Origin of the sequence: Rubripirellula reticaptiva (genome assembly GCF_007860175.1) — a bacterium.
Classification (GTDB): Bacteria; Planctomycetota; Planctomycetia; order Pirellulales; family Pirellulaceae; genus Rubripirellula; species Rubripirellula reticaptiva.
Genome location: NZ_SJPX01000001.1, coordinates 207,126 through 225,617 on the forward strand (window position 1 = coordinate 207,126; position 18,492 = coordinate 225,617).

12 protein-coding genes are annotated in these 18,492 nt (G+C 55.6%); 5 read left to right on the forward strand and 7 right to left on the reverse strand.

What is annotated here, in order from left to right:
- Positions 1-42 precede the first annotated feature (42 nt).
- The 4 genes from Poly59_RS00730 to Poly59_RS00745 are packed head-to-tail and all read right to left on the reverse strand — an operon-like array spanning position 43 to position 4,732.
- Positions 43-2,868 carry a DUF1549 and DUF1553 domain-containing protein gene (locus tag Poly59_RS00730; RefSeq protein ID WP_390621413.1) on the reverse strand — a complete coding sequence of 942 codons (2,826 nt, stop codon included), beginning with the start codon at positions 2,866-2,868 and terminating at the stop codon, positions 43-45.
- Between the two features lie 54 nt (positions 2,869-2,922).
- Positions 2,923-3,579, reverse strand: a complete 657-nt coding sequence (locus Poly59_RS00735; protein WP_146532177.1) for a hypothetical protein — start codon at positions 3,577-3,579, stop codon at positions 2,923-2,925.
- The gene (locus Poly59_RS00740; protein ID WP_146532178.1) at positions 3,569-4,156 is read right to left on the reverse strand and encodes an anti-sigma factor; all 588 of its coding nucleotides are present in this window, start codon (positions 4,154-4,156) and stop codon (positions 3,569-3,571) included. The genes Poly59_RS00735 and Poly59_RS00740 overlap by 11 nt, the downstream gene beginning before the upstream one ends.
- A 33-nt stretch (positions 4,157-4,189) precedes the next feature.
- The gene (locus Poly59_RS00745; protein ID WP_222436025.1) at positions 4,190-4,732 is read right to left on the reverse strand and encodes an RNA polymerase sigma factor; all 543 of its coding nucleotides are present in this window, start codon (positions 4,730-4,732) and stop codon (positions 4,190-4,192) included.
- Between the two features lie 314 nt (positions 4,733-5,046).
- Here Poly59_RS00745 and Poly59_RS00750 point away from each other — a divergent pair, with 314 nt between their 5' ends.
- The gene (locus tag Poly59_RS00750; RefSeq protein WP_146532180.1) at positions 5,047-6,045 is read left to right on the forward strand and encodes an ROK family protein; all 999 of its coding nucleotides are present in this window, start codon (positions 5,047-5,049) and stop codon (positions 6,043-6,045) included.
- 45 nt (positions 6,046-6,090) lie between these two features.
- Here the strand turns inward: Poly59_RS00750 and Poly59_RS00755 are convergent, their stop codons facing one another.
- The 3 genes from Poly59_RS00755 to Poly59_RS00765 are packed head-to-tail and all read right to left on the reverse strand — an operon-like array spanning position 6,091 to position 10,930.
- Positions 6,091-7,167, reverse strand: coding sequence for a hypothetical protein (locus tag Poly59_RS00755; RefSeq protein WP_146532181.1), 1,077 nt, complete (start codon positions 7,165-7,167; stop codon positions 6,091-6,093).
- Positions 7,164-9,362 (reverse strand): hypothetical protein, encoded by a 2,199-nt coding sequence (locus Poly59_RS00760; protein ID WP_146532182.1) that lies wholly within the window; start codon positions 9,360-9,362, stop codon positions 7,164-7,166. Before Poly59_RS00760 ends, Poly59_RS00755 begins: the two co-directional genes overlap by 4 nt.
- Positions 9,359-10,930: a MotA/TolQ/ExbB proton channel family protein gene (locus Poly59_RS00765; RefSeq protein WP_146532183.1), complete on the reverse strand. Its 1,572-nt coding sequence runs from the start codon at positions 10,928-10,930 to the stop codon at positions 9,359-9,361. Before Poly59_RS00765 ends, Poly59_RS00760 begins: the two co-directional genes overlap by 4 nt.
- 303 nt (positions 10,931-11,233) lie before the next feature.
- On the opposite strand from Poly59_RS00765, the gene Poly59_RS00770 reads away from it, so the two are divergent.
- The 4 genes from Poly59_RS00770 (at position 11,234) to ccsA (ending at position 18,486) form a co-directional block, all read left to right on the forward strand.
- Complete coding sequence (locus Poly59_RS00770; RefSeq protein ID WP_146532184.1) at positions 11,234-11,659, forward strand: hypothetical protein; 426 nt, start codon at positions 11,234-11,236, stop codon at positions 11,657-11,659.
- A gap of 119 nt (positions 11,660-11,778) precedes the next feature.
- A complete protein-coding gene (locus Poly59_RS00775; RefSeq protein WP_146532185.1) occupies positions 11,779-13,380 on the forward strand; it encodes a helix-turn-helix domain-containing protein in 1,602 nt (533 codons plus the stop codon).
- A 213-nt stretch (positions 13,381-13,593) separates the two neighbouring features.
- Positions 13,594-14,751 carry a hypothetical protein gene (locus Poly59_RS00780; protein WP_146532186.1) on the forward strand — a complete coding sequence of 386 codons (1,158 nt, stop codon included), beginning with the start codon at positions 13,594-13,596 and terminating at the stop codon, positions 14,749-14,751.
- Positions 14,752-14,865: 114 nt separating this feature from the next.
- A complete protein-coding gene (ccsA, locus tag Poly59_RS00785) occupies positions 14,866-18,486 on the forward strand; it encodes a cytochrome c biogenesis protein (protein WP_146532187.1) in 3,621 nt (1,206 codons plus the stop codon).
- Positions 18,487-18,492 lie beyond the last annotated feature (6 nt).

An 18,492-nucleotide genomic window follows, 5' to 3' on the forward strand; every position in this document is an offset into this window, starting at 1 on the left:
AGGGAAGGGCAGGGCAGGGCGGAGCGGGTAACGTCGCAATCGCTAGTGAGTGATGATGAACTCTTTTGTATTCACAAGCGCCCAAAGCAACGATTGCAAACCGTCAGACGGCGACTTCGAATCTTTGATAAACGCAACTGAAATATCGGACTCTTCAGAATCGGGAAAGCGACTGAGAGATCGCAAGTAAGCTTCTTCGACCAACTGGTCCATTGTGATCGACGGTTGACCAGTCGATTCAACGGCGTTCTCGAGCGACGCCCACGAGTTGGGATTCTTGATCAATTGATCCAGGGTAGGGACTTTGATGTTGTATTGCCCCATCTTCGTGGAAACGCGTTTGTGCTCGCCGACGATTTGACGATGCAACTTTTCTCGTTTCGCTTCTGGTTGCTTGTTGAACAGCTTCACCTTCGCTATCAATTGCTGCTGCATTTGACTGGCACGTCGTTTGATCGCCAGCTCTTGCAAGTCTTCACTCTCGCGAGGTCCAGCCACGCCTAGTTTGCCGCACGCCTGATTGACCCAGCCGTCTTTCGCAGCCAATCGTTTGTACATGTCGGAATCATTCCGCAAATAGATCGACTGCAGCAGACTTGGCGAATCACTACGGTCGCAGTCACAGTTGGATTCACGATTCGACTGGCCAAACACTTCCAACGCAAAATCTTGGCGATTTCGCAATTTAGGTTTGCCGTCGGCAATGGCCATATCATCCAATTCGCTGCGCAACTGTTCGGCTTGCTTATCCGATCCGGTCGCCAACACCACTGCATCGTAGACCACTTCGGCTGGTAATCGCCGTGGCACATGTCGCGAGAAATTCGATTGGTCGCGAACGTTCGTCGAATTGACGGCTGAGCTTCGCTGATAAGTTTCGCTGGTCGCAATCGTGCGGTGCAGCCAATGCAAGTCAAATTCATGCTCGATGAACTGCTTAGCCAATCCATCCAGCAGCGGAGCGTTGCTAGGCGGGTTCGCCAAGTTCATGTCGTCCGACGGATCAACGATTCCAATTCCGAAATAGTTACTCCAGACTCGGTTAACAATCGCTTTTGCAAAGTATGGGTTTTCGGGTGCTCGCAACCAAGCCATCAACGGGTCGCGAGGATCTTTATCCAGCAAAACCTGGTCGGGTTGGCCCAAAATCTTTCCACTTGCCAGGTTCGCCGCTGGCGATTTGCTTCCCTTACCTTTGGCGCGAGCCTTCTTGGCTTTATCAGGAATCGCTCGGGTGTTCACCACCAACTCACCGAACGGAACCGTTTTCCCATCTCGTGCAGCGATGTAAATTTCTTTCCGCAGCTTTCCATTGTCGATTTTCTTACCACCGGTGATGGCCGCCAACATCTCTTCACGAACCTTCTTGGCGTCGGCAGCTACAAGGTTTTGATTCATTCGAATCGGCGTAAACAATTTCGAGAACTGTTCAAAGTCGTCTTTGGACCATTGGTCAAAGGGATGCTTGTGACATTGGGCGCACTCGATCCGGACTCCTAAGAACGAGTAAGCAAATCCGATGGCGCGTTCTTCGGGTTTTTGAAAGTTACGTCGTGCCCAGTACATTGGCATCCCGTCACGCTCGGCGAACAACGCCTCACCGCCTGGGGCGCATGCCTTGGTCATCGAATCGCAGTACTGCTGATAATCTTCACCAGGCTGGCGACTGTTAGCCGTCACGATCCCTTCGATGATCTCGTCGTACGAAACATTTTCGTCGAGTCGCTTGCGCAACCATTCGTACCACAACTTGCTAGCCACATCGCGAATCGGCAACGTGTTGGTGAGTTGTTCGTCACTGTTGCCCGTCCAATCCGAAAGCCGTGTGGCCCACCATGCGGCATAGCCGGGCGAGTCAATCAATTCATCGATCAACATGCTTCGCTTATCCGGCGACGGATCAGCCAAGAATTCACGAACCGAATCGGCCGACGGCAGAATGCCAGTGATATCCAGCGAGACGCGGCGAATGAATTCTTCGTCCGTGCAGATGCCCGATGCCTTGATCCCCAACTTGTCTAACTTAGTCGCGACCCATTGATCGATCGGATGTTCGTAAACCGTAGGCAAGCTTGGTACTGGGCCGATCGACCGCATCACTGGAATCGGCACGACTGCGTTGTCGTAGTAGACGACGAAGTGGGTGTCGCCAGTTTGGCCAGACTTCAGCGTTCCGTTCTCGTCAATGTCAGCAATTGCGTCATCGTTGGTACTGAATCGACAAAGCTCGGTCACGTCTTCTTTTGACCCATCTTCCCAGTGTGCGATCGCTCGTACTTGGATTGATTCATCGTCGCTAGCGAAGCGTACTTCCGAAGGAATGACTTCCAATTTGGTCAGCGTCTGTGGTTCGGCGTCGAGATACTTTGCACCTGATTCAACCCAGCGACGAAGCACATGATGCTGCCAGCTGTCTTCTTCGAATCGTTTTCCGCCTTCGTGAATGTCCGCGTCCAGTGGCTTGGCCAGCATCAAGCTTTCATCGATGTCCGCAAGATCAACTCGACCGGTTGCGTCATCGAGCAGCGCGTCGTGGTCTGCTTTGAAGTCGTAACCAAACAACGACAACTGAAAACCACCTCGACCTTGAAACGAACCGTGACAAGCACGACCGTTACAGCCCAGCCGTCCTAATAATGGCACCACATGCTTTTGAAAGTCAGGACTCTCGGTCACGGATGGACCGGCGAACCTGCTACTTAGCGGCTCCACCACTTTTGTGCCAGGAACCGTGGTCGGTTCGACCCGAGCGTTGGCGGGCGATGGCGCCGGCTCGATTGCAATCGCCGATGACGAAAGCAGCACGCCGGCCGCGATGGTTACAGACGATAGACTGAATCGCAATTTTTTGAATGGCATAATTGTCATTGGGAAATTCGTTTCGTCGGCAAATATAGGGGAACGATTCGGCGAGTTTGTGACTTAGGGTCGACGTCCGGATTTTCGCAACAAACCCACATAGGCATGCTGTCGATCCGCTTCGGTCGAGTCTTCGAGCATCTTAAGTTTTTGATTAGCAGATTGAAGCTGCTGCTTGGCCCTATCCAATCGGTCGGCAGCAAGTTGAACGTCGTAACGAACACGAGCCGTCTTGGCTTGATGGAGTTGGTCGACCGCATCCCGAAGCAAGTTGCGATCCGATGCGTCGTCGCGCACTTTCAACTTTGCACTCAACAAATCCACATTCGTTTCTGCTTTCAACAAATCAACTTCGATTCCATGCAGTTTTGAGTCACGCTTCTTTGCCGATTCCAAGCGTTTGACCCAACGCGACAAATCGCGGATGGCACGCTCGTATTGTCGTGGATTGGCGTCACGCAAACGGTCTAACATGCCGGCGAGCTGTGGCAAGTGTGACTGAACCAACAGCAACACGGCTGCTTCCGATTCGCCCGCAAGCTGATTCGCATCGGTCGGCAACGTCCGATCGAGCTGTGGGCCGTTTGCGGCCAACGGGCCGATCGACTTGGTGGGCTCGATCGCGGTCACCGTTGTCGCGACCAACATCAGCGACAACCAGGTTGCCCGCCGAATGACGACAAACCCGTAAGGGACTCGACGGGACGGACTAGCTTTCATCGTTAGACTCCGACATGTGAGCTTGCCCGGGCGATGACGATCCCGCAGCGACAGCGACGCACATCCAATCGAACGATGACTCGCCGCTAAGACTGACGTCCGCACCACTTTCGTCGGCAGGATCCAAAACAGAATCAATCAGGCTGAGGTCCGCGAAATTGAGATCCGAATCGGTTGCTTGGCGACCCGAAATGCTATCGGCCCAAGCTTGTGCGATCAGAACGTCCTCGGTCGAAGACGAGTCTCGCAATTGGATTCCCGTGACCGCCAACACAAAACAAGCCGCGACAGCTATGAAGACCGAAATCCAAGCCCCACGCAAAGTCACCGGTGCAACGGACTGATCAGGTAAACGAACCGGCCGAGAAAGATCGCCGCGCACATCAGCAATCGCCAGCAACAGATCAGCTTGCCGCACCAACTTGTCAGCCAGATCCGGTGATGTGGCCAATTGCAATTCGAATGTTTCGCGATCATCGCCGGCCAATTCACCTAGCAAATAAAGACCGCACTGCGAAGCAAAACCGTGCTCGTCGCACGGATTAATGGACGGGTTTGGTGGATCGTTAGAGTTCATAGCATTTGACAAATTGAATCGGTCGTTGGAATCTCAGTCGGTCGAATCTAGTTCGGTGGAATCAAGGTCACTTCGCAGTTGGATCAACGAACGTCTCATCCGAGTCAGTGCCGTTCCCAGTGGAATGCTCAATTGTTTAGCGATCTGTTCGAACGTCAGGTTTTCATGGATGCGAAGTCGCACGATCTCTTGATTGGCGGGTGGCAGTCGGTCGATTGCTTCTTGGACGGCTTGTCGTGTTTCGTCTCGAATGATGGGCAGGGCAGGGTCATCGTCGACCGCTTCTTTCGCGTCTTGGCCGAGCAGCATTTTTGTGGTGGACGACTTGGTGCGCCAGATCCTGGCCGATTCATTCGCCGCCACCCGAAACAGCCAAGCCGTTCGGGTTGCTGCGGCGACGCCCCCTCCGTGCTGGATCAACAAGACGTAAACCGCTTGCAAACAATCATCGACATCCGAGGGGTCTGGCAAACGCCCCATCAAAAATCGGCGCAGTCCCGGTGACGATTGTTCGAACAACTCGCGCAACTGATCACCCGTCAAATCACAACCCGAGTCATCGGCAGGCTTGTGCATGCGCGAGGCCGCCACAGAATTTTCATCCTGAGATTGCAGGTCGGTACGATCGGAGGGGGATTTTTTGGCGGGCAATTCACTCATCACTGAGTCGTTACGGTTAATAGATGCGCAACCAGCTACGATTATTTCACAATGAGTCGCTTTTTTTTCGAGCGAGACCAGATTGGAAACGGATAGGCGGGTTGAAGACCGACCAAAGTTACGGTCTTCTCTCAAAAAACCACTACCATTGTGACTGATTGGCGTGCCGCCTGTGGGTAAATGACCATACCCCGGCCGACCTTCCCCTTCATTACCTGGATCGCTGCCTGATGGCCGATAACGAAAAAAACATTTGGATCGGATTCGACTTAGGCGGCACGAAGATGCTGGCAATTGCCTATGACGACCAGTGGAAGGAACTCGGTCGCCGACGCCGAAAGACTCGTGGCCGTGATACATCCGATAGTGGTGCCCAGCGGATCGTGTCGACGATCACTCGGCTTCTCGAAGAAAACAAACTCGACAAAGCCAACTTGGCAGGCATCGGAATTGGCTGTCCCGGACCGATCGATTTGAAGAAGGGCTCCATCTTGACCACTCCCAATCTGGGCTGGGATGACGTCGAAATCGGCAGCTTGCTGAAGAAAGAATTCGGCTGTCCTGTGGTCGTTCTGAACGACGTTGACGCGGGTGTTTTCGGCGAATACCAGTTCGGATCCGGAAAAGGATCTCGCTGTGTCGTTGGCATTTTCCCTGGCACGGGCGTCGGTGGCGGTTGTGTGTACGAAGGCAAGATTCTGCAGGGTGCCGGCATTAGCTGCATGGAGATCGGCCACACCCGCATCAGCAGTAGCAATCGCGCAAGCGGCATTACGATGTCGGGCACGGTCGAATCCGAATCAAGCCGCTTAACGATCGCAGCCGAGGCCGCCAAAGCTGCGTTCCGCGGCGATGCTCCCTACTTGGCAAAAAAAACGGGAACGGATCTGACCGAAATCCGTAGTGGTGCGATCGCTGATGCGATCGAAAATGGCGATAAGTCGATCAAGAAACTGGTGGAGGGCGCCGCCGAGACGATCGGTTTAGCCGTCGTCAATATCGTCCACATCCTGGCGCCTGACAAAATCATTTTGGGCGGTGGACTCGTCGAAGCCATGGAGAGCCTGATCGTTGACACCGTCAAGAAAACGGCCAAAGCAAACGTGATGAGCGTCTACAAAGATCGCTTTGAAGTCGTCGCAGCAAAATTGGGCGACGACGCAGGCGTGCTAGGCGCGGCGGCGTGGGCCAAGGAACAAATCCAGGCGGTTAAACCGTCCGAGGGTTAACCAAGACGTATTTTTATCGTGACGCTGATTGCAGCGTCGATCGGCCTACTGGGCACTCGAACGAGAGCCCGATGGACTGCCGCTGATCGGTCGATCCATCGGCAGCGGTCTTGCTGCGGTGGCGAATCCTTTCGCGTACAGACGCTCCTTCAAACCTCGGAAAGCACCAAAGCTGTCCGGATAGACCCAGACGGTAATCGTTGTGCTTCTTGGATCGCGTCCAGCAAGTTCGATATCCAGTTCGCTACTGCCGCTGAGAACCTTTCCGATCTCCTGTCCGTGCGGTTCGGCTAGCGGTTCCAACGTCATGCCAACCAACTGGACTCGCGTAGCCATCTGAGCCCTGCCGCCGTTGTTGACCATCGCCCGATTTTTGTCGATCACGTAGCGAGCGACATAGCCGCGAACTGGCCCCACCGCGCCGTCGAGTTGCCCTTCGCGCGAACCGACTGCGGCCCGTTCAAAATCAACTTTGATCTCATCAACCAAGCGATCCACCGGAACCACCGACAGTAGATTTCCCTTCAAACGCAAGTGGATTTCGTCTCCGAAGACGGTCTTCGCCATCGGGGTTGGCAAGTGCTCGACCTTGACGACCGTTTCAGGTTGGTCCTGCAAACGCTCGCGTTCACCCTCAAGCTGCTGAAGTTCAGTTTTTGCTTTCTCGATCTGGGTTCGATGAGTCGCCGCCAGCATCTTGCTTTGGTCGAGCGACTTCTTCTTTTCGTCCCATGTCAATTTTGCTTCGGCCAGCAAGTCCATCAACATCGCGCGTTGCTGGACCTTCGAATCGAGCTCGGCATCATGCATCTTGACCAGTTGCTCTAAACGATTGGATTCCGACTGCGCCGCGGCGGCGCGCATCGCTTGCTGAGCCAACCGAGACAACTGCGATTCGCTGGCCCAGTGAGATTCGTCCAGCAGGCCTTCGTCGTTCAACGATTCGCTATCGATCGCTAACTTTTCCTGTGACTGTTCTTGGATTTCTTCGATCACGGCGGTCGACTGTGATCCCAAGATCACGACCAAGATGATCAAAATGCCGACCAAGTTGGCAACAATGTCCAAGAACGAATCGTGCCCTAGTTCAATGGTTGTGCGATTTCGCCGATTCCCGATCATTGTGATTGCCTCCCAAGCACTTCGACGCCGCTGCCGTCCATCAATGAACGCAACTGGTTGAAACGAGATTCAGCACCTGGCATGACTTCGACATCCAAACGTGGTTGCCACCGCCCACCCGGAAGTGCGGCGCCCCAACGCTCGACTTGATCTCGAACCGACGTCGCCAATTCCAACGTTGCTCGCTCGACGTCACCACTTAAAAAACCAAACATTTCGGTCGCACTGCCTCGAGTCGACAGCAACACAAAGTGGTCGTCATAACACTGGACCCGCATCGTACGAACGATCGCGTTTCCTTGTGCCCCCGCGACTTCGCTTGGCAGTGCCCAGTCGCGTCCCTGCCGACGAACAAGATCACGATCTTGTTTGGGCGACAGGTCTTTTTGAAATGAGGGCGACGGCGTGCCTTGTTGATTTGAATCCGACAAAGACGAGGATGCCGTACCAGCTTGCGATCGTGAACTTTGCGATCCGGGACTTTGTGAAGCCGAACCCGAACTTTGATTTCCGCCGGTACCGGTGCTGCCGGCTGACATTCGCGAAGTGGCTGAACCGGACTGACGGCTTGCCCCAGCCAGAGGCGCACCGTCGGCATCGACACCGCGGGTGCTGTTGCCTTTTCCATCTACGCGGCTGCCGTTTGCTGGTCCGGAAAGATCAAACGCGCCCGGCTTTGATCCCGCAGCGGTCAAGCCCTGAGCTGACTTGGAGCCCGCTTGATCCATTTGCTCAGCATCTTCGCCACCTTCTTCGCCTGTACTCTGATCCGTACCGCCAAGCGATCCTGAGCCACCGGACGTTCCAGCCCCGAGTGCATTTAAGGGGTCCGACATTGAACCACCAACGCCCCTTGCAAAGCTACCGTCGCCTGCGAAACCGCCCGACTTCATTTCACTGGCAGCCACCTTCATATCGTCTGCCCAGCGCTGCTCGGTCTGCGGATCGATCCCAGCAGAATTGGCTTGCACCCCGGAACCTGTTCCGAGGTGGCTACTGGCTCCGGTGTAACGACTAGCACCACTCGATCGAGCGAGCTGGCCATCGGCGCCACGAATGGCGGAACTGCTAACGTAGGGTGACCGTCCATAGGACGACGAGCCGTAGTCTTCGCTGCCGCGATCGGTATGAAAACCATTGGAACGACCATCGCGATCGAGCGACGCAGCCGACAAAATTCGCGGCCGCGACTTTGGACCACTGCCGTAACCGGCCCCACCGCTACCGCTGCCGCCAACACCGTATCCGCGTCCTGTCGCCATCATCGTTGATTTTTTGCGGACTTCGCGAGCAATCGTGTCTTCCAGCTCGCGTTTCAAGTTTGAATCGGGTTTGGCATACGCCAACTTCACTTCATCAGGCACCAGTTCGTATCCGAATTGGTCGTCCCAGTCTTCCATCGCGTTACGGGCCAGCCCATAAGTCTCGATACCGCCCGGACGCACCACCAGCAAAGGGTAGGGCGACGTGGTATCGCCATAGGTCTGCATTGCATGGTGACGAACGACACGAAGCGCCGCATTGAGCGGGTTTGCCGACGAGTCCGAGTCAGCCAACTGAGATGCCGTGATGCGAGTTCCTTCGGGCCAAATCGTTAGCCCATCATCTACACATTCCAAATAGATCGGTCGGCGATCGGTGCCGTTGGGCCCCTTGTGCGGCACGATCACGACGCGCGGCGTCTTGCCACCCGAGCCAGCTTTGAGCTCTTCGATTTCCTGTTTTTTGTCGTCAATCTGTTTTTGATATCGCGTCAACTCGTTTTCATCGACGTCCGCGATCGGGTCATCGCTGACCGCGCGATCGACTTCGTCGCTTAGCTGTTTCAGTTCAGCGCGTAATCGCGTGATATGGTTTTCAATGTGAGCAAGTTTGTCACGACGATCTTCAAGATCCGCGGTTTGCTTATCACGAAAGGCGACCAACTGGCTGACGCGAAAGTCTTCTTCGTCGACCATCTGCGCAACCGCAGCAGCTTCTAAACGCGGTGGTTTCGGATCCGAATCCACTTCGAATTTGGCAACCGGTGTGACAGCGGCTTTGGCACGCTTAGCATCGGCCTGGCGCTTTGCGTTATCGGTCGCATCTTGCGAAACGAGTGCCAACAACAAGATCAAAGTTCCTAGCGTGCAAACAAGCACAGCTAAGAATGGAAAAAGCGAAGGCGACAAGTTGGCGCGTTTTCGCCGACTCATGCTGCACGCCTTGTGGGAGTCGTCTTCGCGGACGAAGCATCCGTCGCCATCCGCGTAGTCAGCGTATCGACCGCCCGAGCCAGAATGCGCATGGCATCGGCCATGGCTTCGTTAGCTTCGTTGTTGGGGTTTGCCATCTGATGCTGCAACGAAACCGTGGCCTCGGTCAATCGACCGATCGCTTCGTGAGTTTGATTGATCGACGCATAGTGCCCCGCCAGAGTTTGCTGCTGGGTCGAGAGCGTTTCGCAAACGTCATCAAGAGTTTCGTTGAGCAACTTTGTTTGCGAATTGATTTGTTCGCTACTTTGACGAACCGATTGGTCCAACAAAGCCTGGGCCGATTCAATCGATCGTTCCCAACGGCCACACTGATCTGCCAACCGATCGCTAGCGATCACTGACGAATCGGCAACCGCGCCAGCATGTTTCAGCAGCGCCGGTGCAAGCGTCAGTTCGAATGCATCGGCGATCGTGGCGTTGTTCTTTTCATGAACGTCCTGCCACTGCGACTGAGCCGAATCGATTGTGCTTCGCCACAGCGTGGCTTGGTTCGACAACGACTCGGCAACGGCCGCTTGAACGCCTCGGCAAAGCTCGGCGATCAACACCGTTTGATTGTCAGACGCTTCATCGCTTGGCAAGGTCGATGAAACCAAGTTGCCAACACGAGCATCGACCGCGGCCAGCATTCGCTGTTCACTGCGCTCGACCGGAAACTGCAAAAAGATCGCAACGACCGAAAGCACCAAACCCATCGCCGTGGTATCGAAAGCGACGTACAAACCACTTTTCAGGTTATCCACTGCCGCGGTTCCGCTGCTAAAGTCAAGTCCGCCAAGCGTTTGCGTGATCCCGATCACGGTTCCCAAGAACCCCAACATCGGAATTGCCCAAACAATGATGCGTACCAAGCCCAGGGAATCGTGAGCACCGTCGGCATCGCGTCCGGCCAGTTCTCGCAAATCGTCGGCCAAGTTCTTTGAACCACGTTGGGATTGCCGCGTCAGCACTTCACGCAGTCGAATCACCAGGTGGCTATCGCGAGTTGTCTCAGGCAGACTTGCCAGTTCGCTTAACCAATTTCGGGCAACATGCCCGGCGTCGTTCTCGTCCATCCAGGCCTCCGCAGGGCTACTGGATTGACCGACATCCGCAGGCAGCAAATCCGAATCACGAATTCGATCCAGATGACCGCTCTCGGCCATCACCCCCATGGTCTTGGTGATTAAAATCGCGGCGGCAAAACAGAACAGAATGGTCGCCGCGACCGCGACCGGGTGGCCCAAAAAATAACGTTCTAGCGGGCCAGTGAAGGACTGGGTTGGCCCAAATTTCATGGCACCGATCAACAATCCGTAGAAACCCACGGACATGCCTGCGCCCAACACCGTCGCCAGCATCGAATTTCCCGCCACCGGCGCGTTGGCGATCACGGGCAGGACCGCAACCGATTTAGTTGCCGACGAAGTCAATCGTGATGATGGATCACTGGCCGGCTTGGGCTTGTTGCCAACCGGTTGAAAGCGTGCCGAGTCTTGCGATAACGCGTTGCCGTGATCAGTCAATTTTCAACCCTCGGGTCGTAGTCGTGTTTTCGGTGGGAGCGCGTCGCGGTGCTCGACGGAGCCGCCAAGGCATGCGTTGGCGGCATAGTCCCAATATCCAGATCGGCCGTTGCAACCAGACGTCTTTACCTAATCGTCAAGATTCTCCATCCGTCTTGCGGCCGCAGGCTGACGACAGGTACCAATTCGTCTGGGCGAAGCGATAGATCGTCTGAATTTTTGCTGGCGGAATCGCTGGTGGCGGCGATTCGTCGCCTGGGAGCGTCCGAACCTGTCCCTCGAACGAGATTTACCGAGAAAAAGATGGCAAATCACGGCGTCAAACTGACTTCATTGATCTTCGCGGCAGCTCTCTTGCTAGCGGCAGCCAGTGCTTCGACCGGGCAAAACCAGGTCCCTGGCACGGCCCCCGGCGCTTTCGCAAGCCCTGAAACGCCAAACATTGAAACGCCGACCGATGGCGATGTTCGAACGTTCCTATCCACCGCTAGCGGGATACCACAGATGGGCGTCGCGGGCGACATGATCGGATTTTCCAGTTCTGACGGCTCGGGAACTCAGACAATTACGCTAGTTCATACCGATAAATCATGGATGGCCGTGTATCATATCGATAGGTCCGGAAAAATCCGGCTGGTCAGCAGCCGTCCCATTGATGCTGATTTTTCACTGCAATTGAACGCTACTTCACCTCTGCCTGAAGAAATTCGTCAGATGGGTCGACGCTAATAAAAATAGCGCCGTACCGTTGGGAGAAGTTGCTGTTGCTGGCGATGCTATTATCCTAGCACCGCTTGCCTATCCACACGCACTTATCCAACTTGCCCAATCGCGGAGCCAAAAATCCGATGGCCGACTATCTGTCACTTGAGGAAGCTGCCCAAAAGCTCGGGATTTCAACCGAACGCTTGGTAGAACTTCGTAGCCAAGGCAAAGTTCGTGGTTTCCGCGATGGCTCGAGCTGGAAATTTCCGGAAAACGCCATCGAACAGCTCCAGGACGACCTAGCCGATCTGTCGTCCGGCGGCGGCAGCGGAATCTCGTTCGATGAAGGCAGTGACCTTGGCATCGGCGGCGATTCAGGCGAGTCCGGCGGCAGCGACGTCAATTTGGTCCCAAGCGAAGGCGAAGGCAGCGACGTGGCCATCGTCGCTAGCGACAGCGATCTGATGATGGAAAGCGCTGGCGGCAACCTGCTAGAAATCGATTCGGCCGATCTGCAACTCGATGGCTCGGCGATCCTGCACGATTCAGCTCAGCTGGATCTTGCAATCGAACCCAATGCAGGCAGCACCGGCCCGGTCACCGACGAAGAGCTTCGCGAAATCGCCGATTCACACCCCGACGCCCTTCGCCCCGAAGCTGGCGATAATGGAAGCGGATTGTCATTTGACGATGATGACGAAGACAGCGGTGAACTCGTCTTAGGCAGTGATGATGATGACAGCGCGATGGACGTGCTCGGCGACGCAGGAAGCGGACTCGCTTCGGCAGGCGCCAGCAGTCTTGAATTGATGAACGACCTGAACCCTTCTGACGATAACAGCAACGTTGGATCGATGGGCTCACGCGGTGTCGACGTGTTGAGCGAACTGGATCTGTTGAGTGCCGAACAATCCGGCAGCGGTCTGATTTCCGGTGACAGCGAAAACTTATTGATGTCGTCGGGACTGGGCAGCAGCATTGGTGCCGACGCATTCTCGGACAGCGATGTTTCAGGCATCGACGATGCCCTGGACGATGACGACGATCTGGTGATTGCGGATGATGACGACGATCTGGTGATCAGCAGTGCTGGCAGCGATATTTCGGTTGCCGGTGACAGCGGAATCAACTTGATGAGCCCATCGGACAGCGGCCTGTCGCTAGAAAGCGAACCGCTTGATCTGGCCGGCAGCAGCATTTCGGCACTCGACTTGGGCGCTGAGCTTTCCGACGGCAGCGGCAGCAGTGGAAGTGGCGGCGGCAGCGGGTCGATGGTCGACTTTCAAGCTGACGAAGAATTCCAATTGTCGCCATCCGGCATCGGCCTGGATGCGGACATGGAAAGTGGATCGCAGGTCATCGACGTCGAAGAATCGGGCGAAGTTGCCGAAGCGGTTGAGTTTGACGACGCCGGATTTGGCGATGCCGATCCGCTTGGCGGAGACGTTTTTGGCGCCGCTGATGGTGGCGAAGAAGCGGCGTTTGCGGTCGACGAAGAAGACGGGATGGTCGAAATCGACGAGTCATCCGCGCCGGTCGCGATGGGCGCCGTGGGAATGGGCGGCTATGAAGTGCCGTTCACGCTGCTGCAGTGCGTCACGTTGATGCTGGTTTTGTTGGTCCTGGGTCTTGGCGGCATGCTGATGACCGACTTGGTGCGAAACATGTGGACGTACACTGAAACCAGTGCACCGGTAAGCTCGCTAACCGATTCGTTGGTGGGCCTGATGGGCTGGGGTCAGTAACGGCGGACGAACGACAACCGTCGCAGTGCCGGCTTTTAGCTTACAAATCAGGCTAGCCTTAACGCGGCGATCCAAACCAACGCGTCAATTTGACGGGTACGTGAAGCTTGCGGCGTGCGTTAAGCTTGGGCGGTAGGGAAACAGAAATGAATTCCTGCTCCTGCCATGCCACTCCCGCTAAGCCACCGATGGCTGCTTCGCTTCTAGGTCGATATGTCGGCGCACCAATCGCAATTTCAATCGCTATCCGTTCGTACACTCGCATGTTGCCTGATCGCAGGTCTTACGCTCGGTTGCCAAAAGACTGAACCGATCACCACCTATCGGGTATCGAAAACGGTCCCCAGCCAGCTACTTGCCGAGCAAGACCGGATGCTGGCGGCGATGGTGCCCAGCGGTGACCAAGTCTGGTTTTTCAAAGTTACCGGCCCCGAATCGGCCGTGACATCAATCGAAAAGCCTTTTCGCAGCTTCGTCGAGAACATCAAGTTCGACGACGGATCGCCTGTCATCTCTGAACTTCCCGACGGCTGGAAAAAAGGTGGCGACAAACCGATGCGGTTCGCGTCGATAGACGTCGACACGCCCGGTAAACAACTCGACATCAGCGTCTCGCAGCTCGGGCGACTCGACGACTATGACGCGATGGTTACGATGAACGTCAACCGTTGGCGCAAACAGTTGTCGCTTGATGAATCGACGGAAAAATGGGCTGAGGGCGATGAGATCAACGTCGCCTCGGCGGATGGCAAATCCGTGTGGGTCGACATCACTGGTAAAGGTGGCGGTGGTGCACCGATGACACCGCCGTTCGCTGGTGGCAACGCACCGTTTGCCGCAGGCAGTGCCCCCTTCGCCGCAGGTAGCGCGCCGTTTGCCGGTGGCGAAACGCCCCCTGCGATGACCGCGCCGCAAGAACCTGCTGCTGATGCCGCACCAATCGAGCCGGACGAACGTATTCAGTTTGACCGCCCGGAAGGTTGGCGAGATGGCCGGATGAGTTCGATGCGGATGGCTGCATTCAACGTCGGTCCCGAAGACGCGGCAGCTGAAATCACGGTGATCCCAGCCGGTGGTGATTTGCGTGGCAACGTGGCTCGTTGGTTAGGGCAAGTTCGTGACGGTAACGCTCCCGACGACGTCGTCGACCAAATTCTCGCCGATGCAACCCAAGTCAATATCGATGGTCGACCGGGACAGCGGTACCTGTTAACCAGCGACGACTCGGCCGGTCAAGCCATTGATGCCACCATCGTGCCGCTTGATGGTGGCATGAGTCTGTTCATCAAGATGACCGGACCGGCCAAGACAGTGACAAGTGAGTCCGAAGCAATCACAGCTTTTTTGGAATCGATGAAGCTAAACCTGTAAACTTAGGTTGCAAGCTTTGATCGCAAGATTCCTGCCCCGCCTATCGAGTCACGATCTGCCCCCGCAGATCGATGCCCGCATCCTGAACCTTAACGTTCTCAAAGAGACCCAACGATGGCTACCATCGCTTCAGATGTCCAAGCTCATGATCGCACCAAGGCCGTCGACAGTTTCGGTTGGAAACTGCTGCAAACGGCTGGTTCACTCAAGCTGACGGTTTTCCTGTTTGCTTGTTCATTGATTTTGGTCCTAGTCGGCACATTGGCCCAGGACGAAATGAACATGTTGGAAGTCAAACAGCGGTACTTCCTGTCGTGGATCGCGCCACTTCACATCGACGACTTTTTTCCACAGGCCTTTTTGGCACACGATAAACCGATTCCCGGTGTAATCCCATTCACCGGCGGTGCCTTGATCGGCGTGCTGTTGATGATCAACTTGATCGCAGCAAAAATCACTCGTTTCAAAATTCACGCATCGGGCAGCAAACTGATCAGCGGAATTGCAGTAATTTTGGCTGGCTGTGCCGTTGCCGCGGTGGTGATCCTGGCCGGTCACGACAGTGATGGATTGCAAGGCACGCCGCCCGAGTGGTTGGGATACGACAAGTTATGGGCAGGCTTACTGTCGGCCATCACGTTGCTTGGTATTGGCATCGGGTACACGGCGACCAAGGTCAACAATTCGACTATCAAACCGCTGCTGTATGTCGTCGCCGCCAGCATTCTTAGCGTTGTCGCGTATTCGCTTTTCAGCGGATTTCGCATCGGCGAGCCCGGCTTGCGAATCGTTTGGCAACTTACCAAAGGGCTCGGCGCCGGCGTGATCCTGTTGATGGGATGCCAAATGGTGTTCGGCAAACAGGGTGGCAACGTGCTGTTGCACATCGGTGTCGGACTGCTAATGGTCGGCCAGTTTGTGTTCGGCGACCGCCAAACTGAGCAACGACTCAGCTTGATCGAAGGCGAGACAACCAACTCGTTCGTCAATCTGGATCAAGTCGAATTGACATTCACTGAGTCTCTAGAAAAAGAAGACATCGTCACGGCGATTCCCGGAACTCGGTTGCAAGCCGCGGTGGATTCCGACGCAAAGATCTCGGACGATTCGCTGCCCGTCGATCTAAAAGTCATTGCGTTCTATCCCAACTCGACGCTCACCGAAGTCCCGGCCGACAACATCGCCAATACAGGACTGGGGCTGGAAACGGGCGCTGCCGAGCGTCCCAAATCGGGCGGTGTGGATGCGGCGATGAACGTGTCGTCGGCGTACATCGAATTGCTCGATAAGCAAACTGGCGAATCTTTGGGCAAACACCTGGTCAGCCAGCTGCTATCGAATCGCGAAATGCTATCGCGTGGCGGTTCGTCCAAGAATTTTTACGACTCGGTCGAGGTCGGCGACAAAACGTACAACATCGGGCTTCAGTTTCATCGCGAAGTTAAACCGTACTGGGTCCACCTGGTCGATTTCCGGCGCACCAACTACAGCGGCACCCAGACGCCACGCGATTACTCGTCGTTCGTTCGTATCATTGCAGACGATACCGGCGAAGACCGCAACGAACGGATCTGGATGAATAACCCGCTTCGTTACCGCGGCGAAACGTTCTACCAATCTAGTTTTGACACCCTGCCTAGCGGCCAAGAGGTCACCAGCATCCAGGTCGTCCGAAATTCGGGTTGGTTGATCCCCTACGTCGCCTGCAGCATCACGGCACTTGGCATGTTGGCTCACTTCTTGGGCACGCTAACACGATTCCTTAAACGCCGCGAACGCGAGACCCGTGTCGAACGCGAAGAACTTGCTGCGTTCGCTGGCAAACGACCGGCCCAGTGGCCCGTGTACGCCACCGTCACTGGATTCGGTGTGCTGGCGATGATGGCGCTCGTCCCTTGGACCGCCGTCATGAACACGGCCCGGCCAGCGGCACGAATGCAAAGTTTCGACTTTTACACTGCCGGTAAAATGCCGGTCCAGTTTGGTGGCCGAGTGATGCCGCTGGACGCTTACGCACGGCAAACACTCAAAGCAATCAGCAATAAAGAATCACTGCCATTGGACACGGCCCCCTCAGGCATCAAGGGCCGAGTCGAAGGGCGCAAATTGTCGGCGATCCAGTGGTTGATGGAAGTCGCGATCGACAAGCCTGAAATGCGGTTCCTGCCGATGTTCCGAATCGATTCGGACGAAGTCCGCAGCGAACTCGAACTCGAACGCCGCGAAAGCAAACTGTATTCGCTAAACGAGCTGCTAGAACATTTTGATCGAGCCAGCGTGATCGTCGAGGCGGCCGCTCAAAAGGATGCATCGGAGATGACATTCAAAGAAAAGAAGCTGGTCGAACTGGACCGCCGAACACGGCAGTACACATTGACGGCCGCTGCGTTCCGATTGCCGGTGCCGGACAACATCCCAATGGAAGAATTTAAGAAGGTCTTTCCGGATGCGACTGAATCGGACCGTCAAATGGTGATGCTGCGTCAATTGCAGCGACGACTCGACGCAATGAAAAACATGTCAGCGCCCGCTATCGTCGCCCCTTCACAGGAAGACATCACGGCTTCGGATGACCAGCCCCAATGGTCCCCGTTCGCACCTGCGTTCTTTGACCACTTCCGTGAAGTTGCCGGCGGCAACGTTCCGGATTCCGACAAAGGCAACCCGGGCATCGAATCCTTCAGCCAAATCATCCAGGCCTACGGCAGCGACGATCCGGCAAAGTTCAATGCCTCAGTCGATGCAGAGCTCAACGCCGTCATGTCTTACCCGATTCCAGGCTACAAACCGAGCATGGTTTCACTGGAACGTTGGATGCAATCGAATTGGCCGACCGGTGTGGCGATGATGCTATACCTGATCACTTTGGTGATGGGACTGATTTACTTTTTGGTCGATCTGCCACGACTGCGTCAGGCGGTTTGGGGAACGCTTGCCTTGGCGATGGCGATCCACACAGTCGCCCTGATTTGCCGTATTTCGATCACCGGCCGTGCGCCGGTCATCAACCTGTATTCGTCGGCGGTATTCATCGGATGGGCTGCGGTATTGTTTGGCTTGGTCGTTGAACGAATCTTCAAGTACGGGATCGGAAACATCTTGTCGGCTGCGGCCGGCGTGATGACGCTGTTGGTCGCCTACGGCCTCAACTCGGGTGACACGATGCCCGTACTGCAAGCGGTTTTGGATACTCAGTTCTGGTTGGCCACGCACGTGATCAGCGTCACGCTGGGTTATGTTGCGACGCTTGTTGCGGGGACGCTTGGTGTTGGCTATCTGATCGCCGGATGGCTTGGCCGAGACGGCAAAGTAATGCGAGACTTGTATCGCTGTTGTTATGGCGCGGCTTGCTTCGGCATCCTGTTCAGTTTTGTGGGAACGGTCCTGGGCGGTCTTTGGGCCGACGATAGCTGGGGCAGATTCTGGGGCTGGGACCCGAAGGAAAACGGCGCGCTGCTGATCGTGATCTGGAATGCGTTGATGCTGCACGCCCGCTGGGACGGAATGGTCAGCGCTCGTGGATTTTCGGTGCTGGCGATCGGTGGCAACATCGTGACGGCATGGAGCTGGTTCGGCACCAACGAACTTGGCATCGGACTTCACAGCTACGGATTCACGTCCGGCGTGCTGATGTGGCTAAGCCTGTTTGTCGGCATCCAGCTCTTCTTCATGGTCGCTGACGGAGCATTCCGCTTGATGGGTTTGCGATTCGGCAAACCAACCGCCGGAAGCTAAAGAGCT

Coding starts and splice junctions, on each gene's coding strand:
- Poly59_RS00730 (WP_390621413.1), bottom strand. CDS start 2,868: ATGACAATTATGCCATTCAAAAAATTGCGATTCAGTCTATCGTCTGTA.
- Poly59_RS00735 (WP_146532177.1), bottom strand. CDS start 3,579: ATGAAAGCTAGTCCGTCCCGTCGAGTCCCTTACGGGTTTGTCGTCATT.
- Poly59_RS00740 (WP_146532178.1), bottom strand. CDS start 4,156: ATGAACTCTAACGATCCACCAAACCCGTCCATTAATCCGTGCGACGAG.
- Poly59_RS00745 (WP_222436025.1), bottom strand. CDS start 4,732: ATGCACAAGCCTGCCGATGACTCGGGTTGTGATTTGACGGGTGATCAG.
- Poly59_RS00750 (WP_146532180.1), top strand. CDS start 5,047: ATGGCCGATAACGAAAAAAACATTTGGATCGGATTCGACTTAGGCGGC.
- Poly59_RS00755 (WP_146532181.1), bottom strand. CDS start 7,167: ATGATCGGGAATCGGCGAAATCGCACAACCATTGAACTAGGGCACGAT.
- Poly59_RS00760 (WP_146532182.1), bottom strand. CDS start 9,362: ATGAGTCGGCGAAAACGCGCCAACTTGTCGCCTTCGCTTTTTCCATTC.
- Poly59_RS00770 (WP_146532184.1), top strand. CDS start 11,234: ATGGCAAATCACGGCGTCAAACTGACTTCATTGATCTTCGCGGCAGCT.
- Poly59_RS00775 (WP_146532185.1), top strand. CDS start 11,779: ATGGCCGACTATCTGTCACTTGAGGAAGCTGCCCAAAAGCTCGGGATT.
- Poly59_RS00780 (WP_146532186.1), top strand. CDS start 13,594: ATGTCGGCGCACCAATCGCAATTTCAATCGCTATCCGTTCGTACACTC.
- ccsA (WP_146532187.1), top strand. CDS start 14,866: ATGGCTACCATCGCTTCAGATGTCCAAGCTCATGATCGCACCAAGGCC.